Source organism: Pseudomonas sp. KH_046_1 (assembly GCF_057839025.1).
The window spans coordinates 2,672,317-2,689,344 of sequence record NZ_CM174481.1 but is presented as its reverse complement, the minus strand read 5'-3'; the positions used below and the strand labels follow the sequence as shown (position 1 = coordinate 2,689,344).

General features: G+C 59.8%; 18 protein-coding genes. 8 read left to right on the top strand and 10 right to left on the bottom strand.

The window, feature by feature from the left end; genetic code table 11:
* Positions 1-116: 116 nt before the first annotated feature.
* Both AC3IT9_RS12555 and AC3IT9_RS12550 read right to left on the bottom strand, forming a co-directional pair.
* Entirely contained in the window at positions 117-632 is a 516-nt protein-coding gene (locus tag AC3IT9_RS12555; RefSeq protein ID WP_489273259.1) for a hypothetical protein, read from the bottom strand.
* A 120-nt stretch (positions 633-752) separates the two neighbouring features.
* The gene (locus tag AC3IT9_RS12550) at positions 753-1,217 is read right to left on the bottom strand and encodes an anti-virulence regulator CigR family protein (protein WP_150725419.1); all 465 of its coding nucleotides are present in this window, start codon (positions 1,215-1,217) and stop codon (positions 753-755) included.
* Positions 1,218-1,552: 335 nt separating this feature from the next.
* Between AC3IT9_RS12550 and AC3IT9_RS12545 the strand changes: the two genes are divergently transcribed.
* On the top strand, positions 1,553-2,260 hold the full coding sequence (locus AC3IT9_RS12545) for a CatB-related O-acetyltransferase (RefSeq protein ID WP_489273258.1): 708 nt from the start codon (positions 1,553-1,555) through the stop codon (positions 2,258-2,260).
* Between the two features lie 130 nt (positions 2,261-2,390).
* On the opposite strand, the gene AC3IT9_RS12540 is transcribed toward AC3IT9_RS12545, so the two are convergent.
* The 4 genes from AC3IT9_RS12540 to AC3IT9_RS12525 form a co-directional block, all read right to left on the bottom strand.
* Positions 2,391-2,939 (bottom strand): cupin domain-containing protein, encoded by a 549-nt coding sequence (locus AC3IT9_RS12540; RefSeq protein WP_046042404.1) that lies wholly within the window; start codon positions 2,937-2,939, stop codon positions 2,391-2,393.
* Between the two features lie 404 nt (positions 2,940-3,343).
* Positions 3,344-4,642, bottom strand: a complete 1,299-nt coding sequence (locus AC3IT9_RS12535; protein WP_150752829.1) for an NAD(P)/FAD-dependent oxidoreductase — start codon at positions 4,640-4,642, stop codon at positions 3,344-3,346.
* Positions 4,643-4,695: 53 nt separating this feature from the next.
* On the bottom strand, positions 4,696-6,186 hold the full coding sequence (locus tag AC3IT9_RS12530) for an aldehyde dehydrogenase (RefSeq protein WP_489273257.1): 1,491 nt from the start codon (positions 6,184-6,186) through the stop codon (positions 4,696-4,698).
* A 222-nt stretch (positions 6,187-6,408) separates the two neighbouring features.
* On the bottom strand, positions 6,409-7,785 hold the full coding sequence (locus tag AC3IT9_RS12525) for a glutamine synthetase family protein (RefSeq protein WP_150725414.1): 1,377 nt from the start codon (positions 7,783-7,785) through the stop codon (positions 6,409-6,411).
* Between the two features lie 283 nt (positions 7,786-8,068).
* On the opposite strand from AC3IT9_RS12525, the gene AC3IT9_RS12520 reads away from it, so the two are divergent.
* The 5 genes from AC3IT9_RS12520 to AC3IT9_RS12500 all read left to right on the top strand — a co-directional run bounded on the left by AC3IT9_RS12520 (position 8,069) and on the right by AC3IT9_RS12500 (position 13,413).
* Positions 8,069-8,830: a gamma-glutamyl-gamma-aminobutyrate hydrolase family protein gene (locus tag AC3IT9_RS12520; protein WP_489273256.1), complete on the top strand. Its 762-nt coding sequence runs from the start codon at positions 8,069-8,071 to the stop codon at positions 8,828-8,830.
* A 366-nt stretch (positions 8,831-9,196) separates the two neighbouring features.
* On the top strand, positions 9,197-10,339 hold the full coding sequence (gene potA, locus AC3IT9_RS12515) for a polyamine ABC transporter ATP-binding protein (RefSeq protein ID WP_150725412.1): 1,143 nt from the start codon (positions 9,197-9,199) through the stop codon (positions 10,337-10,339).
* Positions 10,336-11,250, top strand: coding sequence for an ABC transporter permease subunit (locus AC3IT9_RS12510; RefSeq protein ID WP_150725411.1), 915 nt, complete (start codon positions 10,336-10,338; stop codon positions 11,248-11,250). Before potA ends, AC3IT9_RS12510 begins: the two co-directional genes overlap by 4 nt.
* Complete coding sequence (locus AC3IT9_RS12505) at positions 11,247-12,131, top strand: ABC transporter permease subunit (RefSeq protein ID WP_150752832.1); 885 nt, start codon at positions 11,247-11,249, stop codon at positions 12,129-12,131. The genes AC3IT9_RS12510 and AC3IT9_RS12505 overlap by 4 nt, the downstream gene beginning before the upstream one ends.
* Before the next feature lie 184 nt (positions 12,132-12,315).
* Positions 12,316-13,413 carry a polyamine ABC transporter substrate-binding protein gene (locus AC3IT9_RS12500; RefSeq protein WP_489273255.1) on the top strand — a complete coding sequence of 366 codons (1,098 nt, stop codon included), beginning with the start codon at positions 12,316-12,318 and terminating at the stop codon, positions 13,411-13,413.
* Positions 13,414-13,663: 250 nt separating this feature from the next.
* On the opposite strand, the gene thpR is transcribed toward AC3IT9_RS12500, so the two are convergent.
* The gene (thpR, locus tag AC3IT9_RS12495) at positions 13,664-14,212 is read right to left on the bottom strand and encodes an RNA 2',3'-cyclic phosphodiesterase (RefSeq protein WP_489273254.1); all 549 of its coding nucleotides are present in this window, start codon (positions 14,210-14,212) and stop codon (positions 13,664-13,666) included.
* A 122-nt stretch (positions 14,213-14,334) separates the two neighbouring features.
* Here thpR and AC3IT9_RS12490 point away from each other — a divergent pair, with 122 nt between their 5' ends.
* Complete coding sequence (locus tag AC3IT9_RS12490) at positions 14,335-14,529, top strand: hypothetical protein (protein WP_056727280.1); 195 nt, start codon at positions 14,335-14,337, stop codon at positions 14,527-14,529.
* Positions 14,530-14,543: 14 nt separating this feature from the next.
* Here AC3IT9_RS12490 and AC3IT9_RS12485 read toward each other — a convergent pair whose 3' ends face one another.
* Positions 14,544-14,897 (bottom strand): DUF1428 domain-containing protein, encoded by a 354-nt coding sequence (locus AC3IT9_RS12485; RefSeq protein ID WP_150725407.1) that lies wholly within the window; start codon positions 14,895-14,897, stop codon positions 14,544-14,546.
* A gap of 17 nt (positions 14,898-14,914) precedes the next feature.
* Positions 14,915-15,979: a hypothetical protein gene (locus tag AC3IT9_RS12480; protein ID WP_489273253.1), complete on the bottom strand. Its 1,065-nt coding sequence runs from the start codon at positions 15,977-15,979 to the stop codon at positions 14,915-14,917.
* A gap of 377 nt (positions 15,980-16,356) precedes the next feature.
* On the opposite strand from AC3IT9_RS12480, the gene AC3IT9_RS12475 reads away from it, so the two are divergent.
* Positions 16,357-16,617: a hypothetical protein gene (locus tag AC3IT9_RS12475; RefSeq protein ID WP_223448659.1), complete on the top strand. Its 261-nt coding sequence runs from the start codon at positions 16,357-16,359 to the stop codon at positions 16,615-16,617.
* 38 nt (positions 16,618-16,655) lie between these two features.
* Here the strand turns inward: AC3IT9_RS12475 and AC3IT9_RS12470 are convergent, their stop codons facing one another.
* A complete protein-coding gene (locus AC3IT9_RS12470; RefSeq protein WP_150725404.1) occupies positions 16,656-16,892 on the bottom strand; it encodes a hypothetical protein in 237 nt (78 codons plus the stop codon).
* Positions 16,893-17,028: the final 136 nt, after the last annotated feature.

The following is a 17,028-nucleotide window of genomic DNA, read 5'->3' as shown; positions in this document are numbered from 1 at the left end:
GATATGCCGGGTGGGAAGCGAGCTGCACAATGTCCGGTGATCAAATTCCAGTTGCAAAAAACCCGCCTTTCAGCGGGTTTTTGGCTTTTCAGAAACTGATTTCTACAACCGCGAACTCAATGGGACTTTTTCGAGGTCGACAGCCCGGCTTTACTCAAGCCTTTGGTGTTGTGCTCACCCGGCGTAGAGGCCGAAATCGCCCTGGCCTTGGCAACGCCACGGGTATCGGAGTGGGCGAGGCCTGAGGTCGTGGTGCCATGACCGTTATCATCATTGCGCTCACTACCGTAGTGGTTCCCACTGAGGCCACGGTCGCGCACGGACTTGCCGGCATGGTCGCTATCCAGCCCGTTGCCGCGGCCGTTACTGCCGGAGTGGCCTGAGCCGGCGTGTCCGCCACCCATACCGCCGCCGTGGCCTGCGCCATTTCCGCCACCGTTTCCGCCGCCACCACCGCCGCCGTTTCCACCGCCGCCACCGCCGCCGCCGTTTCCGCCACCACCACCGCCGCCACCGCCGTCTTTCGCGTATGCGGAACCCATGATCGACAAGCCATCAGGGAGTAACGGGGCGGCTGCAAGCATCATGGCGCATGACATTACAGCAACGAGACTCTTGTTTTTAAAAAGCATGATTGCTTCCGTAGGAGGTTGATATCGCGTGACGTATGACGCGATATCCCTCCAACAGTTCAAGTACCACGACAAACGGCTGGAGCACCTTGAAACAACGGGAAGACTACCTTCCACACGTTAATCAAACGCACCGTTGAGAATTTCATAGACAAGCCCGGTGGCCAGCGCAACCAGGATCAGGTCCGTGCCGACTTGCTGCCATTCGTAGCCATCATAGTGGGGCAGCCTGCCGACCAGTCGGCCATCCAGCTTTTTGGCGATGCCAGGTGGAAGTGGTTTGCCTCGGGCAAGATTCTTTTGAATACCCGGTGGCAAGTCGGGTCCGGGGCTCCAGTAGCCGGTATTCACGCCAATGATCTCGAGCACGCTGCTCCGGTTGATGCTCGGGCCATTGCTCCAGTCCCCACCGCCGCCGGAACTCTTGTTCTTGTTGCCATGACCACCCTGGTTGCCCTGGCCCTGGTTGCCATGGGTGACCTTCCCGCCACCCTGGCCGTTACCGGGATCGGCCAGCGCCGTCACCGAGCCGCAGACCAGAGTCAAACAGGTAACAGCTGCAATCAATGATCGAGTCCTGAACATGATTCATTCCTTCGTAGTGGGGAATATCCCCTGAATATTTAGACGTTATAGACGAAGTTGGTTCCATCAAGTCACCAACCACCAAACCGTCTACGCTCATCCGATCGAAGCCTTGCAGGCGTTTGCCGGAGGATGGGGCTTGTCGATTATAGGCATCTCACTGCGCCTCCTCATCGCACATCCCTGACACCTGCACTGATCAGCGGCTGAGAGACACAAAAGCGGTTTTTGAAAAACATCTAAAAAATTCATCTCCCCGGCCGATTCATTTAGACTCGACTGTTGGCTCATAGGGCCAGGCCCTGCCCTGTATCGGATATCCAAGACAGCCTTTCATGAAAAAAATAATCAGTTATTTGCGAAATAGTTACTGGAAAAGATGGATTCGCAAACACAAATGCAAAGTGGCTGGCGGTGTATTGTCACTGCACAAAAGAACGACACTGACCATAGAAGAAGGTGTGACGCTTGGGCATGTGGTCATAGAGTCAAAAAAGCTGGAAATCGGTGCCCATACCTATATCCGCAGTGACTGCTTCCTTTCGGCGGTCTCCTCCATTGGCAGGTTTTGTTCCATTAGTAGCAGCTGTTTTATCGGCCAACAAAAGAGCTCGCATCCTTTGGACTGGCTCAGTTCACATCCCTTTCAATATACCGACACCGCGCTGGTTTACGACCCGGAGGTTGCGGACATCACGATTGGGCATGACGTCTGGATCGGCCATAGCGCGATGATCCTGGAAGGCGTGACTATTGGCACCGGCGCTGTCATCGCAACCCGCGCCCTGGTTGCCCATGACGTGCCACCGTACGCCATTGTTGCCGGCACCCCGGCAAAAGTCGTCAAGTATCGGCACACACCCGAGTTGATTGAGGCGCTGATCAACAGCAAGTGGTGGGATGTTGATGTCGAGGTACTCAAGACATTACCGCTCAATGATCCGCAAGCCACTTTGTCTCTGTTGGCCACCCTGCACAAAGAAACGCGCGCCGACTACCAACAGATCGAAATAACCCGCAAAGGGTGCAGTATTACGTCTTGAGCAGCGGGAATGACCAACACTGCACATTCAAGATGCCTGGCAGTCACCAGATTCGAATGATAAAAAAACCCGCATCAGCTGCGAGTTTTTAACGACTGGTTCCTGATGAACCCTGCCCGCAAAGCGGTTATCAGAAGTTCGCCGGTGTGTTGGCGCTGATGATTTCCGCCTCATCTGCCCCGATATTGCGAAACCGGTGCGGCAAGGTCGTCGGGAAGTAATAGCCATCCCCGGCATTGAGCACACTCACCTGGCCATCCACGGTCAATTCCACGGTACCCCGGGTCACCAACCCACACTCCTCGCCCTCGGAATGCACGATCGGCTCTTCGCCCGAGCTGGCGCCCGGTGCGTATTGCTCGCGCAGCAAGCGCATCTGCCGGCTTGGCACGGACGCGCCGATCAGCAGCAGGCGCAGGCCGTGGCGGCCGAGGTCGGGCTGTTCGTTGGCGCGAAAGACGTACTGGTGTTCGCGCGGTGGCTGATCGAAGGTGAAGAAATCGGCCAGGGACATGGGGATGCCCTCCAGCAATTTCTTCAGGGAGCTGACGGAAGGACTGACCCGATTCTGTTCGATCAGGGAGATGGTTGCATTGGTGACGCCGCTACGCCGGGCCAGCTCGCGCTGGGACATTTTGTAGCTTTCGCGTACTAATTTGAGTCGTGAGCCCGTGTCCATGACAGCCTTATGTGCCAACCCGTAGGAGCGAGCTTGCTCGCGATTGCGATATGACCTTCAACATTGATGTCGACTGAACCAACGCCTTCGCGAGCAAGCTCGCTCCTACAGGGATAATGGATGGGTGGAGTGCAGGCGCGAATCACGCCGTTTTCCGGTCCCGGAAACGTGAAAGGCGGCTATTAAATCACGTTTGTTCGTAATGCTCAGCAGGTTCGATAAACGGCAGAAGAAAACGATCTGTGGGGGCGAGCCTGCTCGCGAAAGCGGTGTGTCAGGCGACATCCTTTTTGGCCGATATGGCCTCTTCGCGAGCAGGCTCGCTCCCACAGGGGACCGCGGTGTTTCTGGTATTAAAAAAGCCGACGGCACCTTTTGGGGAGATGCCGCCGGCGAGGTAAAGCTTAGATGCCAAAACGGTCGCGCAGCGAGTAGTACACGGCGCCGAGGGCGGTCAACGGGGCCGAGAAGGTGCGCCCGCCGATCATTGGCATGTGCGGCAGCGAGGCAAACGCATCGAAGCGCTCGGCGTCGCCACGGATCATTTCCGAGATCAGTTTGCCGGCCAGGTGCGAACAGGTGACGCCGTGGCCGCTGTAGCCCTGCATGTAGTAGGCGTTTTTCTCGATACGGCCGAATTGCGGCATGCGCGACATGGTCAGCAGGAAGTTGCCGGTCCAGCGGTAGTCGATCTTCACGTCCTTCAATTGCGGGAAGGTCTTGAGGATTTTCGGGCGGATCAGTTGTTCGATGTCGTCCGGCTCGCGCGCACCGTAAACCACGCCACCGCCGTACAGCAGGCGGTTGTCGGCGGTCAGGCGGTAGTAGTCGAGCAGGTAGTTGCAGTCTTCGACGCAGTAGTTGTTCTTGATCAGGCTGCGGGCCTGCTTTTCCGACAACGGCTCGGTGACGACGATCTGCGAACCGCACGGCATGCTCTTGCTGGTCACGCGGTTGTCCAGGCCCTGCGGCAGGTAGGCATTACCGGCGATCAGCAGGTACTTGGCCTTCACCACGCCTTTTGCAGTGCGCACAGTGATCGGTTCGCCGTAGGTGATTTCCACCGCCGCCGATTGCTCGTAGATCTTGCCGCCCAGGCCGATGATGGCCGAAGCCTCACCGAGGGCCAGGTTCAGCGGGTGAATGTGGCCGCCCTGCATGTCCAGCAGGCCGCCGACGTAGGCATCGGAACCGACTTCGCGCTTGATGTCGGCCGCGTCGAGCATTTTCAGGTTCTTGTTGCCGTAGCGTTCCCAGCTCTTCTTCTGCTCGGCCAGGCCCTTGAGTTGCTTCTTGTTCATCGCCGCGAAGATGCCGCCGGGGCGGTAGTCGCACTGGATGTCGTAGTGCTGTATGCGCTGACGGATGATGTCGGCGCCTTCGAAAATCATGCTGCCGAGGATTTCGGCAGTCTTGTCGCCGTAGCGCTCTTCGATGACATCGACGTCGCGGCTGTAGGAGTTGACCAGTTGGCCGCCGTTGCGACCGCTGGCGCCGAAACCGACCTTGGCCGCTTCGAGCACGGTCACGCTGTAACCCGCTTCAGCGAGGAACAGGGCCGAGGACAGGCCGGTGTAGCCGGCGCCGATCACGCAGACGTCGCAGTCCACCGCCCCTTCCAGCACCGGGAAATCGCCGGTGAAGTTGCGGGTGGCGGCGTAGTAGCTGTTTACATGCTGTTGTGTTGAAGAGTTCTGTTTCATACGTTTCTCCGAAGGTCGCCGACAGTGTGTCGGCGGCCGTCGCTGTAAAGGTGTTAGAGCTTGATCCAGGTCGCCTTGAGTTCGGTGTACTTGTCGAACGCGTGCAGCGATTTGTCCCGACCGTTACCCGACTGCTTGAACCCGCCGAACGGCGCGGTCATGTCGCCGCCGTCGTACTGGTTGACCCAGACGCTGCCGGCACGCAGGCCACGGGCGAAGGTGTGGGCCTTGCTCAGGTTGCTGGTCCATACGCCGGCGGCCAGGCCGAAGATGCTGTCATTGGCAATCGCCAGGGCTTCATCGAAGGTATCGAAGGTGATGACCGACAGCACCGGGCCGAAGATTTCTTCCTGGGCGATGGTCATGGCGTTGGTCACGCCGTCGAAAATCGTCGGTTCCACGTACTGGCCACCGGTGTCTTCGAGGGTGCGGCTGCCGCCGGCGATCAGTTCGGCGCCCTGCTCTTTGCCGATGCCGATGTAGCGCAGCACGTTGTCCAGTTGACGCTGGTCGACCACCGCACCAACGGTGGTCGCAGGATCGAGCGCGTGGCCTGGCTTCCAGGCCTGCAGGGCTTCCACCAACAGTGGAATGAACTGCTCGCGGATCGAACGCTCCACCAGCAAACGAGAACCGGCGGTGCAGACTTCGCCCTGGTTGAAAGCAATGGCACCGGCCGCGGCTTGTGCGGCGACGCGCAGGTCCGGTGCATCGGCGAATACCACGTTGGCGCTCTTGCCCCCAGCTTCGGCCCAGACCCGTTTCATGTTGCTCTGCCCGGCATAGATCATCAGCTGCTTGGCAATCGCCGTGGAGCCGGTGAAGGCCAGCACGTCGACATCCATGTGCAACGCCAGCGCCTTGCCCACGGTGTGGCCGTAGCCCGGCAGGACGTTGAACACGCCTTTGGGGATACCGGCATCCAGCGCCAGCTGTGCGATGCGGATCGCGGTCAGCGGGGATTTTTCCGAAGGCTTGAGGATGAACGAGTTGCCCATCGCCAGGGCCGGGGCGAATTTCCAGCTGGCCATGATCAGCGGGAAGTTCCACGGCACGATGGCCGCGACCACGCCGACCGCTTCGCGGGTCACCAGGCCAAGCTGATCCTGGGGCGTGGCGGCGACTTCGTCATAGATCTTGTCGATGGCTTCGGCGGTCCAGCGGATCGCGTTGGCGGTCGCCGGAATGTCGATGCTCATGGAGTCGCTGATCGGCTTGCCCATGTCGAGGGTTTCGAGCAGGGCCAGTTCTTCCTGGTTCGCCAGAATGAGATCGGCGAAACGGATCAGGATGCGCTTGCGCTCGGCCGGGGCCAGGTTGGCCCAGACGCCGGATTCGAACGTGCGGCGCGCGACGGCGACTGCTGCATTGGCGTCGGCTTCGTCGGTGCTGGCGACGTTCGCCAGGAAACGACCGTCCACGGGGCTGATGCATTCGAATGTCGCGCCGCTGGCGGCTGCGCAGTACTGGCCGTCAATGAATGCGCGACCTTCGATAGAGAGGGACTGGAAGCGTTGCTCCCAGTCGCTGCGAGTGTTTGTCATGGTTGTGACTCGATAAGTGATCGTCGGACTGATGCCATTCGGTCATGGATCAGATTGCCTCAGTACCTGTGGGAGCGAGCTTGCTCGCGATAGCGGTGGAACAGTCACTATTAACGTTGAATGTGACGGCCTCATCGTCGGAACGCCGCCCGGAGCAAGCTCGCTCCCACAGGGGACTGGTGGTGTCACAGGCTCTGTGTACACCACCCATCCACGGGGCCATCAAACGGTATGCAAGTACCAGTTGTACTCAAGGTCCGAGATGGAGTTCTCGAACTCGGCCAGCTCGCTTTCCTTGCACGCCACGAACACGTCGATGTACATCGGGTCGATGTAGCGCGCCATGACTTCGCTGTCGTCCAGCTCGCGCAGTGCGTCGCGCAGGTTGTTCGGCAGGCTCTGCTCGTTCTGCTCGTAGCTGTTGCCTTCCACCGGGGCGCCCGGTTCGATCTGGTTGGTCAGGCCGTGATGCACGCCTGCCAATACCGAAGCCATCAACAGGTATGGGTTGGCGTCGGCACCAGCCACGCGGTGTTCGATGCGCACGGCGTCCGGCGAACCGGTCGGTACACGCACGGCCACGGTGCGGTTGTCGATGCCCCAGCTCGGCGAGTTCGGTACATAGAACTGCGCGCCGAAACGACGGTAGGAGTTAACGTTCGGGCAAAGGAACGCCATCTGCGCCGGCAGGGTCTCGAGCACACCGCCGATCGCGTGTCGCAGCGCGGCGTTCTGCTCGGGATCCTCGCTGGCAAAGATGTTGTTGCCTTCTTTGTCGAGAATCGAAATGTGCACGTGCAGACCGTTGCCCGCCTGGCCCGGATACGGCTTGGCCATGAAGGTGGTGTCCATCTCGTGGTCGTAGGCGATGTTCTTCACCAGACGCTTGAGCAGGACGGCGTAGTCGCACGCCTTGATCGGGTCAGCCACGTGATGCAGGTTGACTTCGAATTGCGCCGGGGCGCTTTCCTTGACGATGGCGTCAGCCGGGATGCCCTGCTCTTTCGCGCCTTCGAGGATGTCTTGCAGGCAGTCGACATATTCGTCGAGGTCGTCGATCAGATACACCTGGGTCGACATCGGACGCTTGCCGGATACCGGTGAACGTGGCGATTGCGGACGACCGTTCACGTTGTCCTGGTCGATCAGGTAGAACTCCAGCTCGAACGCGGCGCAGATGGTCAGGCCAAGGTCGTCGAACTTGCGCACGATATTGGCCAGTACTTCACGCGGGTCGGCGAAGAACGGCTGACCTTCGATTTCGTGCATGGTCATCAGCAGTTGCGCGGTTGGGCGCTTCTGCCAAGGCTCGATGCTGAGGGTGCCGGGGATCGGGTAGCAGATCCGGTCGGCATCGCCGATGTCCAGACCCAGGCCGGTGCTTTCCACCGTGGAACCATTGATGTCCAGAGCAAACAGGGACGCCGGCAGGTTGATGCCTTTCTCGTAAACCTTATGAAGACTGGTGCGTTCGATGCGCTTACCGCGCACCACACCGTTCATATCCGCAATCAGAAGGTCGACGTACAAAACCTCAGGATATTTCTTAAGGAATGCGTTTGCTTCGTTGAGTTGAACGGTACGCAGAGGGACCGACATGATGCACCTATTTTTTACTGTTAATTATTATGTTCACCGCCCTTTCACGAGCCCAGTCAATCCGAAAGGCAAAGTGAAGTCAATAGCGAACACTTGGCCTTTCAACGTTTATTTTCGGGCCTATCAGGGGGACGAGCGTGCCAGATACGCCCTCAAACACGCGTAAATCCTGAAGATCGGACGTGCGGCGTTTAGAATTTTTTACATGAGAGTTGTTAATTAAAATCAACAAGGCTAAGCTCCAGAAAAGCTCGTTCAAGTGTGAAACTTCGAGGTGATAAAAATGGCATTCAAGCCATTGATCGGCGTTACTGCATGCGTCAAACAGATTGGCCTGCACCCCTACCACATCAGCGGTGACAAGTACTTGCGTGCTGTCAGCGTTGCCGCACTGGGGCTGCCTGTCGTTATTCCTTCCTTAGGCGACCTGACCGACATCGATGACCTGCTGCCGCAGCTCGACGGTCTGTTGCTGACCGGCTCGCCTTCGAACGTGGAACCCTTCCACTATCAAGGCCCCGACAGCGCCCCCGGCACGGATCATGATCCGGCGCGGGATGCCACCACCCTTCCCCTGATCCGCGCCGCTATTGCAGCGGGCGTGCCGGTGCTCGGCATCTGCCGTGGCTTCCAGGAGATGAACGTGGCGTTCGGTGGCAGCCTGCATCAGAAGGTCCATGAACTGCCTGGCTTCCTCGACCATCGCGAGGCCGACCATCCGGACCTGGCCGTGCAATACGCTCCCGCTCACGGGGTGAATGTGCAGCCCGGTGGTGTGTTCGAAGCGCTGGACCTGCCTGCGGTGTTCCAGGTCAATTCGATTCACAGCCAGGGCATCGACTGCCTCGCGCCCGGCCTGCGCGCCGAAGCCGTCGCACCCGATGGCCTGATCGAGGCGATCTCGGTCGAACACAGCCAGGCGTTTGCCCTCGGCGTGCAATGGCACCCGGAATGGCAAGTGCTGAACAACCCTCCTTATCTGAGTATTTTCCAGGCGTTCGGCGAAGCCTGCCGGCAACGGGCGGCACTGCGTCACTCGAGCTGACGAACTGATACCCACATTCAACGATTGACTGCCCAACGCGAGCGGGCAGGCGCTTTTGCGTGCCCCGCTCGCGAAAACAACACACTGCAATAACAACAAGCACGACCAGGCAGCCAGGATGGCGGCGCCGAATAAACCCGAGCGGTATGGGTGAGTTCGATCAGCAAACGCAAAACCCTGTGGGAGCGAGCTTGCTCGCGATAGCGGTGTGTCAGGCGACATCAATGTCGATTGTGCCGGCCTCATCGCGAGCAAGCTCGCTCCCACAGGATCTGCGTTATGACCGAAGTCCCCGATACGGGTTTGCAATCCACTATTAAGCCGGGCCGTGTTGGCCGGGCGACTGAAACCTGTTGGGAGTTTCACATGGCAAACGCCTCCAGCATCTACAGGAAGGCTCTTGAGGGTCACCAGGCACCGAAAAAGGTGTTGGTGAAAATCGATCGCGTCACCAAGAAGTTCGACGAAACCACCGCCGTGGACGATGTGTCCCTGGAAATCCATCAGGGTGAAATCTTCGCCCTGCTCGGTGGTTCCGGTTCCGGCAAATCGACCCTGCTGCGCATGCTCGCTGGTTTCGAGCGTCCGACCGAAGGCCGGATTCTGCTCGACGGCGTCGACATCACCGACATGCCGCCGTACGAACGACCGATCAACATGATGTTCCAGTCCTACGCGCTGTTCCCGCACATGACGGTGGCGCAGAACATCGCCTTCGGCCTCAAGCAGGACCGTTTGCCAGCGGCCGAAATCGACGCCCGGGTGCAGGAGATGCTGCGCCTGGTGCACATGACCCAGTACGCCAAGCGCAAGCCGCACCAACTGTCCGGCGGCCAGCGTCAGCGCGTGGCCCTGGCCCGTTCCCTGGCCAAGCGTCCGAAGCTGCTGTTGCTCGACGAACCGATGGGCGCACTGGATAAAAAGCTGCGTTCGCAGATGCAGCTTGAACTTGTCGAGATCATCGAGCGCGTCGGCGTGACCTGCGTGATGGTGACCCACGACCAGGAAGAGGCCATGACCATGGCCCAGCGCATCGCGATCATGCACCTGGGCTGGATCGCCCAGATCGGCAGCCCGGTGGACATTTATGAAGCACCGGTCAGCCGCATGGTCTGCGAATTCATCGGCAACGTGAACGCCTTCGACGGCACCGTGGTCGAGGACCTGGAAGGTCACGCGATCATCCACAGCCCGGATCTTGCGCAGAAGATCTACGTCGGTCACGGCGTCAGCACTTCGGTACAGGACAAGTCGATCACCTACGCGATCCGCCCGGAAAAACTGCTGGTCAGCACCGTCAAGCCCGAAAACCGCTACAACTGGTCCGCCGGCAAAGTGCATGACATCGCCTACCTCGGCGGCCACTCGGTGTTCTACGTCGAGCTGCCTGGGGGCAAGATCGTCCAGTCGTTCATGGCCAACGCCGAACGCCGTGGTGCGCGTCCGACCTGGGACGATCAGGTCTACGTGTGGTGGGAAGACGACAGCGGCGTGGTACTGCGCGCATGAAAACCTTCAATCAGCAATTCCTGAAGTGGGTCCCCAGCGGGCGCAAGTTCGTCATCGGGATTCCGTTCATCTGGCTGTTCCTGTTCTTCATGCTGCCGTTCTTTTTGGTGATGAAGATCAGCTTCTCGGAAGCGGCCCTGGCCATTCCGCCCTACTCGGAGATCTACACCTACGCCGAGCAGAAGTTCCAGCTGTTGCTCAACATCGGCAACTACACCCTGCTGGGCCAGGATGAGCTGTACCTGTCCGCCTACCTGGGTTCGTTGAAGGTGGCGTTTTTCAGCACCGTGATGTGCCTGGTGATCGGCTTCCCGATGGCCTACGCCATCACCAAGGCCAGCAAGGAAGCGCAGAACGTGCTGATGCTGCTGATCATGATGCCGACCTGGACCGCTATCCTGATCCGCGTTTACGCGTGGATGGGCATCCTCAGCAACAACGGCCTGCTCAATGGGTTCCTGATGTGGACCGGGCTGACGTCGCACCCGATCGAGATCCTCAACACCAATATCGCCGTCTATATCGGCGTGGTGTATGCGTATCTGCCGTTCATGGTGCTGCCGCTGTACGCCAACCTGGTCAAGCATGACCAAAGCCTGCTGGAAGCCGCATCGGACCTGGGTTCGAGCACCTTCAACAGCTTCTGGAAAATCACCGTGCCTTTGGCCAAGAACGGCATCATCGCCGGTTGCATGCTGGTGTTCATTCCGGTGGTCGGTGAGTTCGTGATTCCGGAACTGCTGGGCGGCCCGGAAACCCTGATGATCGGCCGTGTGTTGTGGCAAGAGTTCTTCAACAACCGCGACTGGCCGGTGGCGTCCGCCCTGGCGGTGGTGATGCTGTTGATCCTGATTGTGCCGATTCTGCTGTTCAACCGCAGCCAGGCCAAAGAGATGGAGGCACGGGGATGAAACGCTTCGGATTTTCAAAGTTCATGCTGATTTTCGGCCTGTCGTTTATCTACCTGCCGATGCTGATTCTGGTGATCTACTCGTTCAACGCCTCGAAGCTGGTGACGGTGTGGGGTGGCTGGTCGATCAAGTGGTACGCCGGTTTGCTCGACAACAGCCAGCTGATGGGCTCGGTGGGACGCTCGCTGGAAATCGCCTGCTACACCGCGATTGCGGCAGTCGCACTAGGGACGTTAGCCGCGTTCGTCCTGACGCGCGTTACGCGTTTCAAGGGTCGCACGCTGTTCGGCGGCCTGGTCACCGCGCCGCTGGTGATGCCTGAAGTGATCACCGGTCTGTCGCTGTTGCTGCTGTTCGTGGCCATGGCGCAGTTGATCGGCTGGCCGATGGAGCGTGGCATCGTCACCATCTGGATCGCCCACACCACGTTTTGTGCCGCCTATGTGGCGGTGGTAGTCTCCGCCCGCCTTCGCGAACTGGACCTGTCCATCGAGGAAGCGGCCATGGACCTGGGTGCGAAGCCGTTCAAGGTATTTTTCCTGATCACCATTCCGATGATCGCGCCGTCACTGGCGGCGGGCGGCATGATGTCGTTCGCCCTGTCGCTGGATGACCTGGTGCTGGCGAGCTTCGTGTCCGGCCCGGGTTCCACGACCCTGCCGATGGAAGTGTTCTCGGCGGTGCGCCTGGGGGTCAAGCCCGAAATCAACGCCGTGGCCAGCCTGATCCTGTTGGCCGTGTCGATCGTGACCTTCATGGTCTGGTACTTCAGCCGCCGCGCCGAAGCCAGCCGTAAGCGCGCGATCCAGGAAGCCATGGACCAGACCACCAGCGAATCCTGGCAGCAGCCTGAAAAGAAAATGGCAGGAGCGACGGCCTAGTGCCGCCTCCTGTAGGAGCGAGCTTGCTCCGGGCGGCGATCCGACGATGGACGTAAACGATGACGTGGGCTGTCTGAATTAACGCGGCGTCCTTGTGTTTTTCGCGAGCAGGCTCGCTCCTACAAATGAGCGCTCTCGCCACAGGTTTTGTGTTTTTGAATAAAAAAGAAATGGAGTTGTACCGATGAAAATGTTTGGCAGGACTCTGCTGACACTGTCCTTATTGGGCGCAATCGCCACTGGCGCCCAGGCCAATGACAAGGTTCTGCGCGTCTACAACTGGTCGGATTACATTGGCCCGGACACCGTCAAGAAATTCGAAGACGAAACCGGCATCCAGGTGACCTACGATGTCTTCGACAGCAACGAAACCCTTGAGGCACGCCTGCTGGCAGGCAAATCCGGCTACGACATCGTCGTGCCGTCCAACAGCTTCCTGGCCAAGCAGATCAAGGCCGGTGTCTATCAGGAACTGGACAAGTCGAAGCTGTCGAACTGGAAAAACCTCAACCCGGTGCTGCTGAAAAACGCCTCCGCGAGCGATCCCGAAAACGCCCACGCCATCCCGTACATGTGGGGCTCGATCGGCATCGGCTTCAACCCGCAGAAGGTCAAGGAAGTGCTCGGCGCCAACGCCCCGACCAACTCCTGGGACCTGCTGTTCGAACCGGAAAACGCCGAGAAGCTCAAAGCCTGCGGCATCAGTTTCCTCGATTCGCCGACTGAAATGATCCCGACCGCCCTGCACTACCTGGGCTACCCGGTGAACGATCAGGACAAACAGCACATCGCCCAAGCCGAGGCGCTGTTCATGAAGATTCGCCCGAACGTGGCGTACTTCCACTCGTCGAAATACATCTCGGACCTGGCCAACGGCAACATCTGCGTGGCCGTCGGTTACTCCGGCGACGTGCTGCAGGCCAAGGCCCGCGCCCAGGAAGCCGGGGACAAGGTGAAGATCGACTACAGCATCCCGAAAGAAGGCGCTGCCAGTTTCTACGACATGCTCGCCATCCCCCGCGATGCCGCCAACGTCGAGAACGCTTACCTGTTCATGAACTTCCTGATGCGCCCCGACGTGATTGCCGACATCACCAACAACATCGGCTACAGCAACGCGAACGCGGCGGCCACGCCACTGGTCGATGAAGCGATCCGCAACGATCCGGGCTCCTACCCGCCAGAAGCGGTTATGGCGACGCTCTATGCCGTGCCGGACCAGCCGATTGCCGTTCAGCGGGTCATGACACGTGGCTGGACCAAGGTGAAACTCGGGCAGTAATTCACTCGCAAATGCCATCGCGAGCAGGCTCGCTCCCACATTGGTCCGTGTTGAACCAGTGATATGTGAACGACGCTCCCCCCTGTGGGAGCGAGCCTGCTCGCGATGAGGCCAGAACATCCAGCACACATTTCAGCTTTACCAATTTCCGTTCACGCAGCGCTTTACCACCGCTGCCTCTCCTGCAAGTAGAACGGCCTCACCTGGCTCCCTCGGTTCAGGTGAATTTTGGCGCCCTCGGGCGCCTTTTTTATGAGCGGTCAAAATCAAGCAGCGGCCATTCGGCCAGCGCCCGATAACGTCCCTTGTGGGATTCGAACAGGGTGAATCGATCAGCCCGCAGGAAGAATTCGGGGGGTGTCGCGGACTCCGGCACCGGCGCCCGATAGTCCCGCGCCAGGGTCAGGTGCGGACGGTATTCCCTTGGGGCCTGCTCCAGGCCGAACGGCAACATCGCCTGCTCCAGGGCATACACCAGGCGCAGCAATGCCGGGGACGCCTGCTCCGGCGCGAGCACCAGCGCCCCTGCCCGGCGCCACACGTCCAGCCGATCCAGCACCACCGTCAAGCGCTCGCCCGGTGTACGGATCGACGCCGCAGCGGTGCAAATCTCGGCAATCTGCGCCACGCCCACCGCCCCCAAAAACTTCAGCGTCAGGTGAAAGTTTTCCGTCGGCACCGGCCGTCCGTTGCGCAGTTGCAGCGCACTGCGCCACCGCGCGATCTCCCGGCGCTGGGCCGGGGCGCAGTTCAGCGCAAAGAACAGACGCTTGAACGGCTCGCGGGATTCGTCGTTCATGCCGGGCACCTCCTGGGAAGACTGCCTGAGTGTACTCAACACCCGCTTGCCGACCAGCGCATTTGTGGCGCCGAGGGTCATGCAGGTTATAGTTTCAGCATCCCGAAAAACCGGAGGGGGCCATGCGACAAATCATCAGCAAGGAACCATGGTGGGCCAGACCGCCCGAGCCCGGCCAGGATGAGCTCAAGCTGGAATGGGGCTGGCTGGTGCATTACAGCGAAGGTGAACCGCGCTTCGAGTTCATCCGCGAGCGGCCGACGGACGACGAAATCCGCCAGCGCAAGAGTTGCAGGATCACCCCGACGCCGGAGTGATCCCGCGTGCGGCGTCAGGCCTTGAGGAGTACTTCGAACCCGCCGTACACCATGCGCTGGCCGTCGAAGGGCATCGGATTGACGTCCGGCTTCATGCGCGGGTCCTGCATCATCCTGTCCATCCCGGCATTGCGGGTGGCCTTGTCCGGCCAGACGATCCAGCCGAAGGCCACGGTTTCGCCTTCCTTGAGCTTCACCGACATTGGAAACGAGGTGACCTTGCCTTCCGGGACATCCTCGCCCCAGCATTCGACCACGCTCAAGGCACCGTTTTCCTTGAAGATCGAGGCGGCGATTTCGGCGTGCTTGATGTATTGCCCGCGGTTGGCGGAGGGTACGGCAGCGATAAAACCATCGACGTAAGACATGAGTATTTCTCCTTGGGTCATGGGGTGTTCTGCTGGGTAGTCGATTGCGCTGGCGTCCAATCGACAGTCCCGGCGCTCAAACCGACCGGCGGTGCAGTGCGGCCCGCCAGGCTGCCTTCGATCTGCCCCGCCATGTAAAGCGTGCCGGCCATGACACCGGTGGTCGGGTTCTGCATCAGTTTGAGCCAGGCCTTGTCGAAGGTATTGCCCAGGCTGCTGCGAATCAGCGCCTCGCTGTCGGGCCGGTCATTGGCCTGAATCAGTGCGCGAATGCCCGCCACCCCGACCGTGATCAAGCTACCGGCGAGTTTCCCGACTGCCGCGGCCACGGCGCTGGCGGCCCCGCGCGGGGCCATTTCGGCTTCCATCCGCCGGCTGGCGCGCCTGGCCACCGGCGCCATCGCGGTGTCGGTCGAACCCACGCCCCTGTCGCCGCCGGCCTTGTGGATTTTGTCGACCAGCGCGGCGTAGGCCGGCAAGGTGTTCAGCTGTTCGGTGTGCACGATCTGGTACAACGAGGCGTTCCGCGCTGGCGGCGGCCCGAGGGCGATGGCCGGGATTTTCTGGATGCGCCCGTTGAGCTGGGCCATCGGCACGCCGTGGCGGGTGGAGATCTTCTGCAGTTCTTCCTTGAGGATGTCGACGTAGAACGCCGCTGCCAGGCTGAGAATCGAATCGGGATCGACTTCCCGTGCCACCGGGGCCAGAACCTTCTCCTGATAGGCTTCGAGCAGGTACGCCGCCAGACGTTTTTCCGATGCGTCCTGCTCGCCCTTGGCGTTGAGGTTGTACCAGCTGACCTTCACCGACAGCCATTCCTGGGTCCAGTAATTGCTGAACCACGGAATGAAATTCTGTTCGGTCAATTCATAGACCCGTGTGCGCCAGTAATCCATGGCGCCGCGGGCGTAGATTCGGGTCTGCTCGGTGGCCGACTGCGACGCGGCGACGATCTCCCGGTCCACTTGTTGCCAGGTGCTCTCTGAAACGATGACCGGCGCCACTTCCACCGGCGCACGCGGCGGTGTGGCGCACCCTGCCAACACCACCAGTACGGCAATGACCAGCGAACGCAGGCTCAAGATCGCGACTTCCTGCAGTGTGTACCGGGCGAAATGCCCGACACCCAAAACCCATGATTCAAGTATAGGTGGCGGCGCCCTTGAGGCCGCCTTCGCGAGCAAGCCCGCTCCCACAGTGAAGCGGTTTGTGGGAGCGAGCCTGCTCGCGATGGGGCCAGAGCAGACAGCGCAAATTGCACCATCACTGGCGTCGATATTCACCATCGCCGCGATTGCCTTCCGCTTGAACGCCGTCAGCGTAGGATCAATCCCAAGCCAACACGAAACCCCGAATCGGAGGGGAACATCATGCTGATCCATCTGCTGACCTGCCTGGCCCTGACGGCGTTCACATTGAGTGTGTTTGCCTGGTACGTCCTGAGCGAGGAGCAAACATCATGATTCACACCGTCACCCTCGCCGTGGGTTTTCCGGTGTTCGGCAACAATTTCTACGCGCAGGAATTCGAGTCACGTAAAGAGTTGACTCTGATGTTCGACAAAAATTTCGAGGCGTTGCTGATCCCGGCAGCCGATCATCACTTCAGCAACGAAGTGGTCGGGCTCAATGATCAGTTCCGGTTTTTGAATGACGTGCTGGTCGAGCATTTGCTGGATGTCGAACTGGCAAAAGGCTCGGCCCGTTCGTTCGGGTTCTGACAGCGACCAACGGTCGCCCGGGCACGGGCGGCAACCGCTCACAACGTTCGCTGGCTATTGCCGATCCCCTTGGCAATATCGATCCCCCAATCCATCGCCGCTTCCATGTCCAGCATGTGCGGCCGTGGGTCGTGGTTTTCATCGATGGCCGTGCCGTCCGGCCGATAGATGCCGATGAACATGCCCAACGAACCGTCTTTCAATATCTCGGCTGTGACTTTGATGCTGCATCCGTTCGATAGCGTTTCCTTGTGCTCCATATGGCGCTCGGTCATGACTGCATTGCTCCCCTGACTGAATTCAAACCCTACTGGCCATGCTAGCTCAGCCCTCGGAAGTGCGCCGATTGGCAGGACCGGAGGCCAGCCCTGACAGCGGCGCAATGCCACCTATACTGAAGACCACCTCCCC

Bases quoted from the DNA above. Each gene is read 5' to 3' on its own strand.
- AC3IT9_RS12555 (WP_489273259.1), bottom strand. From the start codon at position 632: ATGCTTTTTAAAAACAAGAGTCTCGTTGCTGTAATGTCATGCGCCATG.
- AC3IT9_RS12550 (WP_150725419.1), bottom strand. From the start codon at position 1,217: ATGTTCAGGACTCGATCATTGATTGCAGCTGTTACCTGTTTGACTCTG.
- AC3IT9_RS12545 (WP_489273258.1), top strand. From the start codon at position 1,553: ATGAAAAAAATAATCAGTTATTTGCGAAATAGTTACTGGAAAAGATGG.
- AC3IT9_RS12540 (WP_046042404.1), bottom strand. From the start codon at position 2,939: ATGGACACGGGCTCACGACTCAAATTAGTACGCGAAAGCTACAAAATG.
- AC3IT9_RS12535 (WP_150752829.1), bottom strand. From the start codon at position 4,642: ATGAAACAGAACTCTTCAACACAACAGCATGTAAACAGCTACTACGCC.
- AC3IT9_RS12530 (WP_489273257.1), bottom strand. From the start codon at position 6,186: ATGACAAACACTCGCAGCGACTGGGAGCAACGCTTCCAGTCCCTCTCT.
- AC3IT9_RS12525 (WP_150725414.1), bottom strand. From the start codon at position 7,785: ATGTCGGTCCCTCTGCGTACCGTTCAACTCAACGAAGCAAACGCATTC.
- AC3IT9_RS12520 (WP_489273256.1), top strand. From the start codon at position 8,069: ATGGCATTCAAGCCATTGATCGGCGTTACTGCATGCGTCAAACAGATT.
- potA (WP_150725412.1), top strand. From the start codon at position 9,197: ATGGCAAACGCCTCCAGCATCTACAGGAAGGCTCTTGAGGGTCACCAG.
- AC3IT9_RS12510 (WP_150725411.1), top strand. From the start codon at position 10,336: ATGAAAACCTTCAATCAGCAATTCCTGAAGTGGGTCCCCAGCGGGCGC.
- AC3IT9_RS12505 (WP_150752832.1), top strand. From the start codon at position 11,247: ATGAAACGCTTCGGATTTTCAAAGTTCATGCTGATTTTCGGCCTGTCG.
- AC3IT9_RS12500 (WP_489273255.1), top strand. From the start codon at position 12,316: ATGAAAATGTTTGGCAGGACTCTGCTGACACTGTCCTTATTGGGCGCA.
- thpR (WP_489273254.1), bottom strand. From the start codon at position 14,212: ATGAACGACGAATCCCGCGAGCCGTTCAAGCGTCTGTTCTTTGCGCTG.
- AC3IT9_RS12490 (WP_056727280.1), top strand. From the start codon at position 14,335: ATGCGACAAATCATCAGCAAGGAACCATGGTGGGCCAGACCGCCCGAG.
- AC3IT9_RS12485 (WP_150725407.1), bottom strand. From the start codon at position 14,897: ATGTCTTACGTCGATGGTTTTATCGCTGCCGTACCCTCCGCCAACCGC.
- AC3IT9_RS12475 (WP_223448659.1), top strand. From the start codon at position 16,357: ATGATTCACACCGTCACCCTCGCCGTGGGTTTTCCGGTGTTCGGCAAC.
- AC3IT9_RS12470 (WP_150725404.1), bottom strand. From the start codon at position 16,892: ATGACCGAGCGCCATATGGAGCACAAGGAAACGCTATCGAACGGATGC.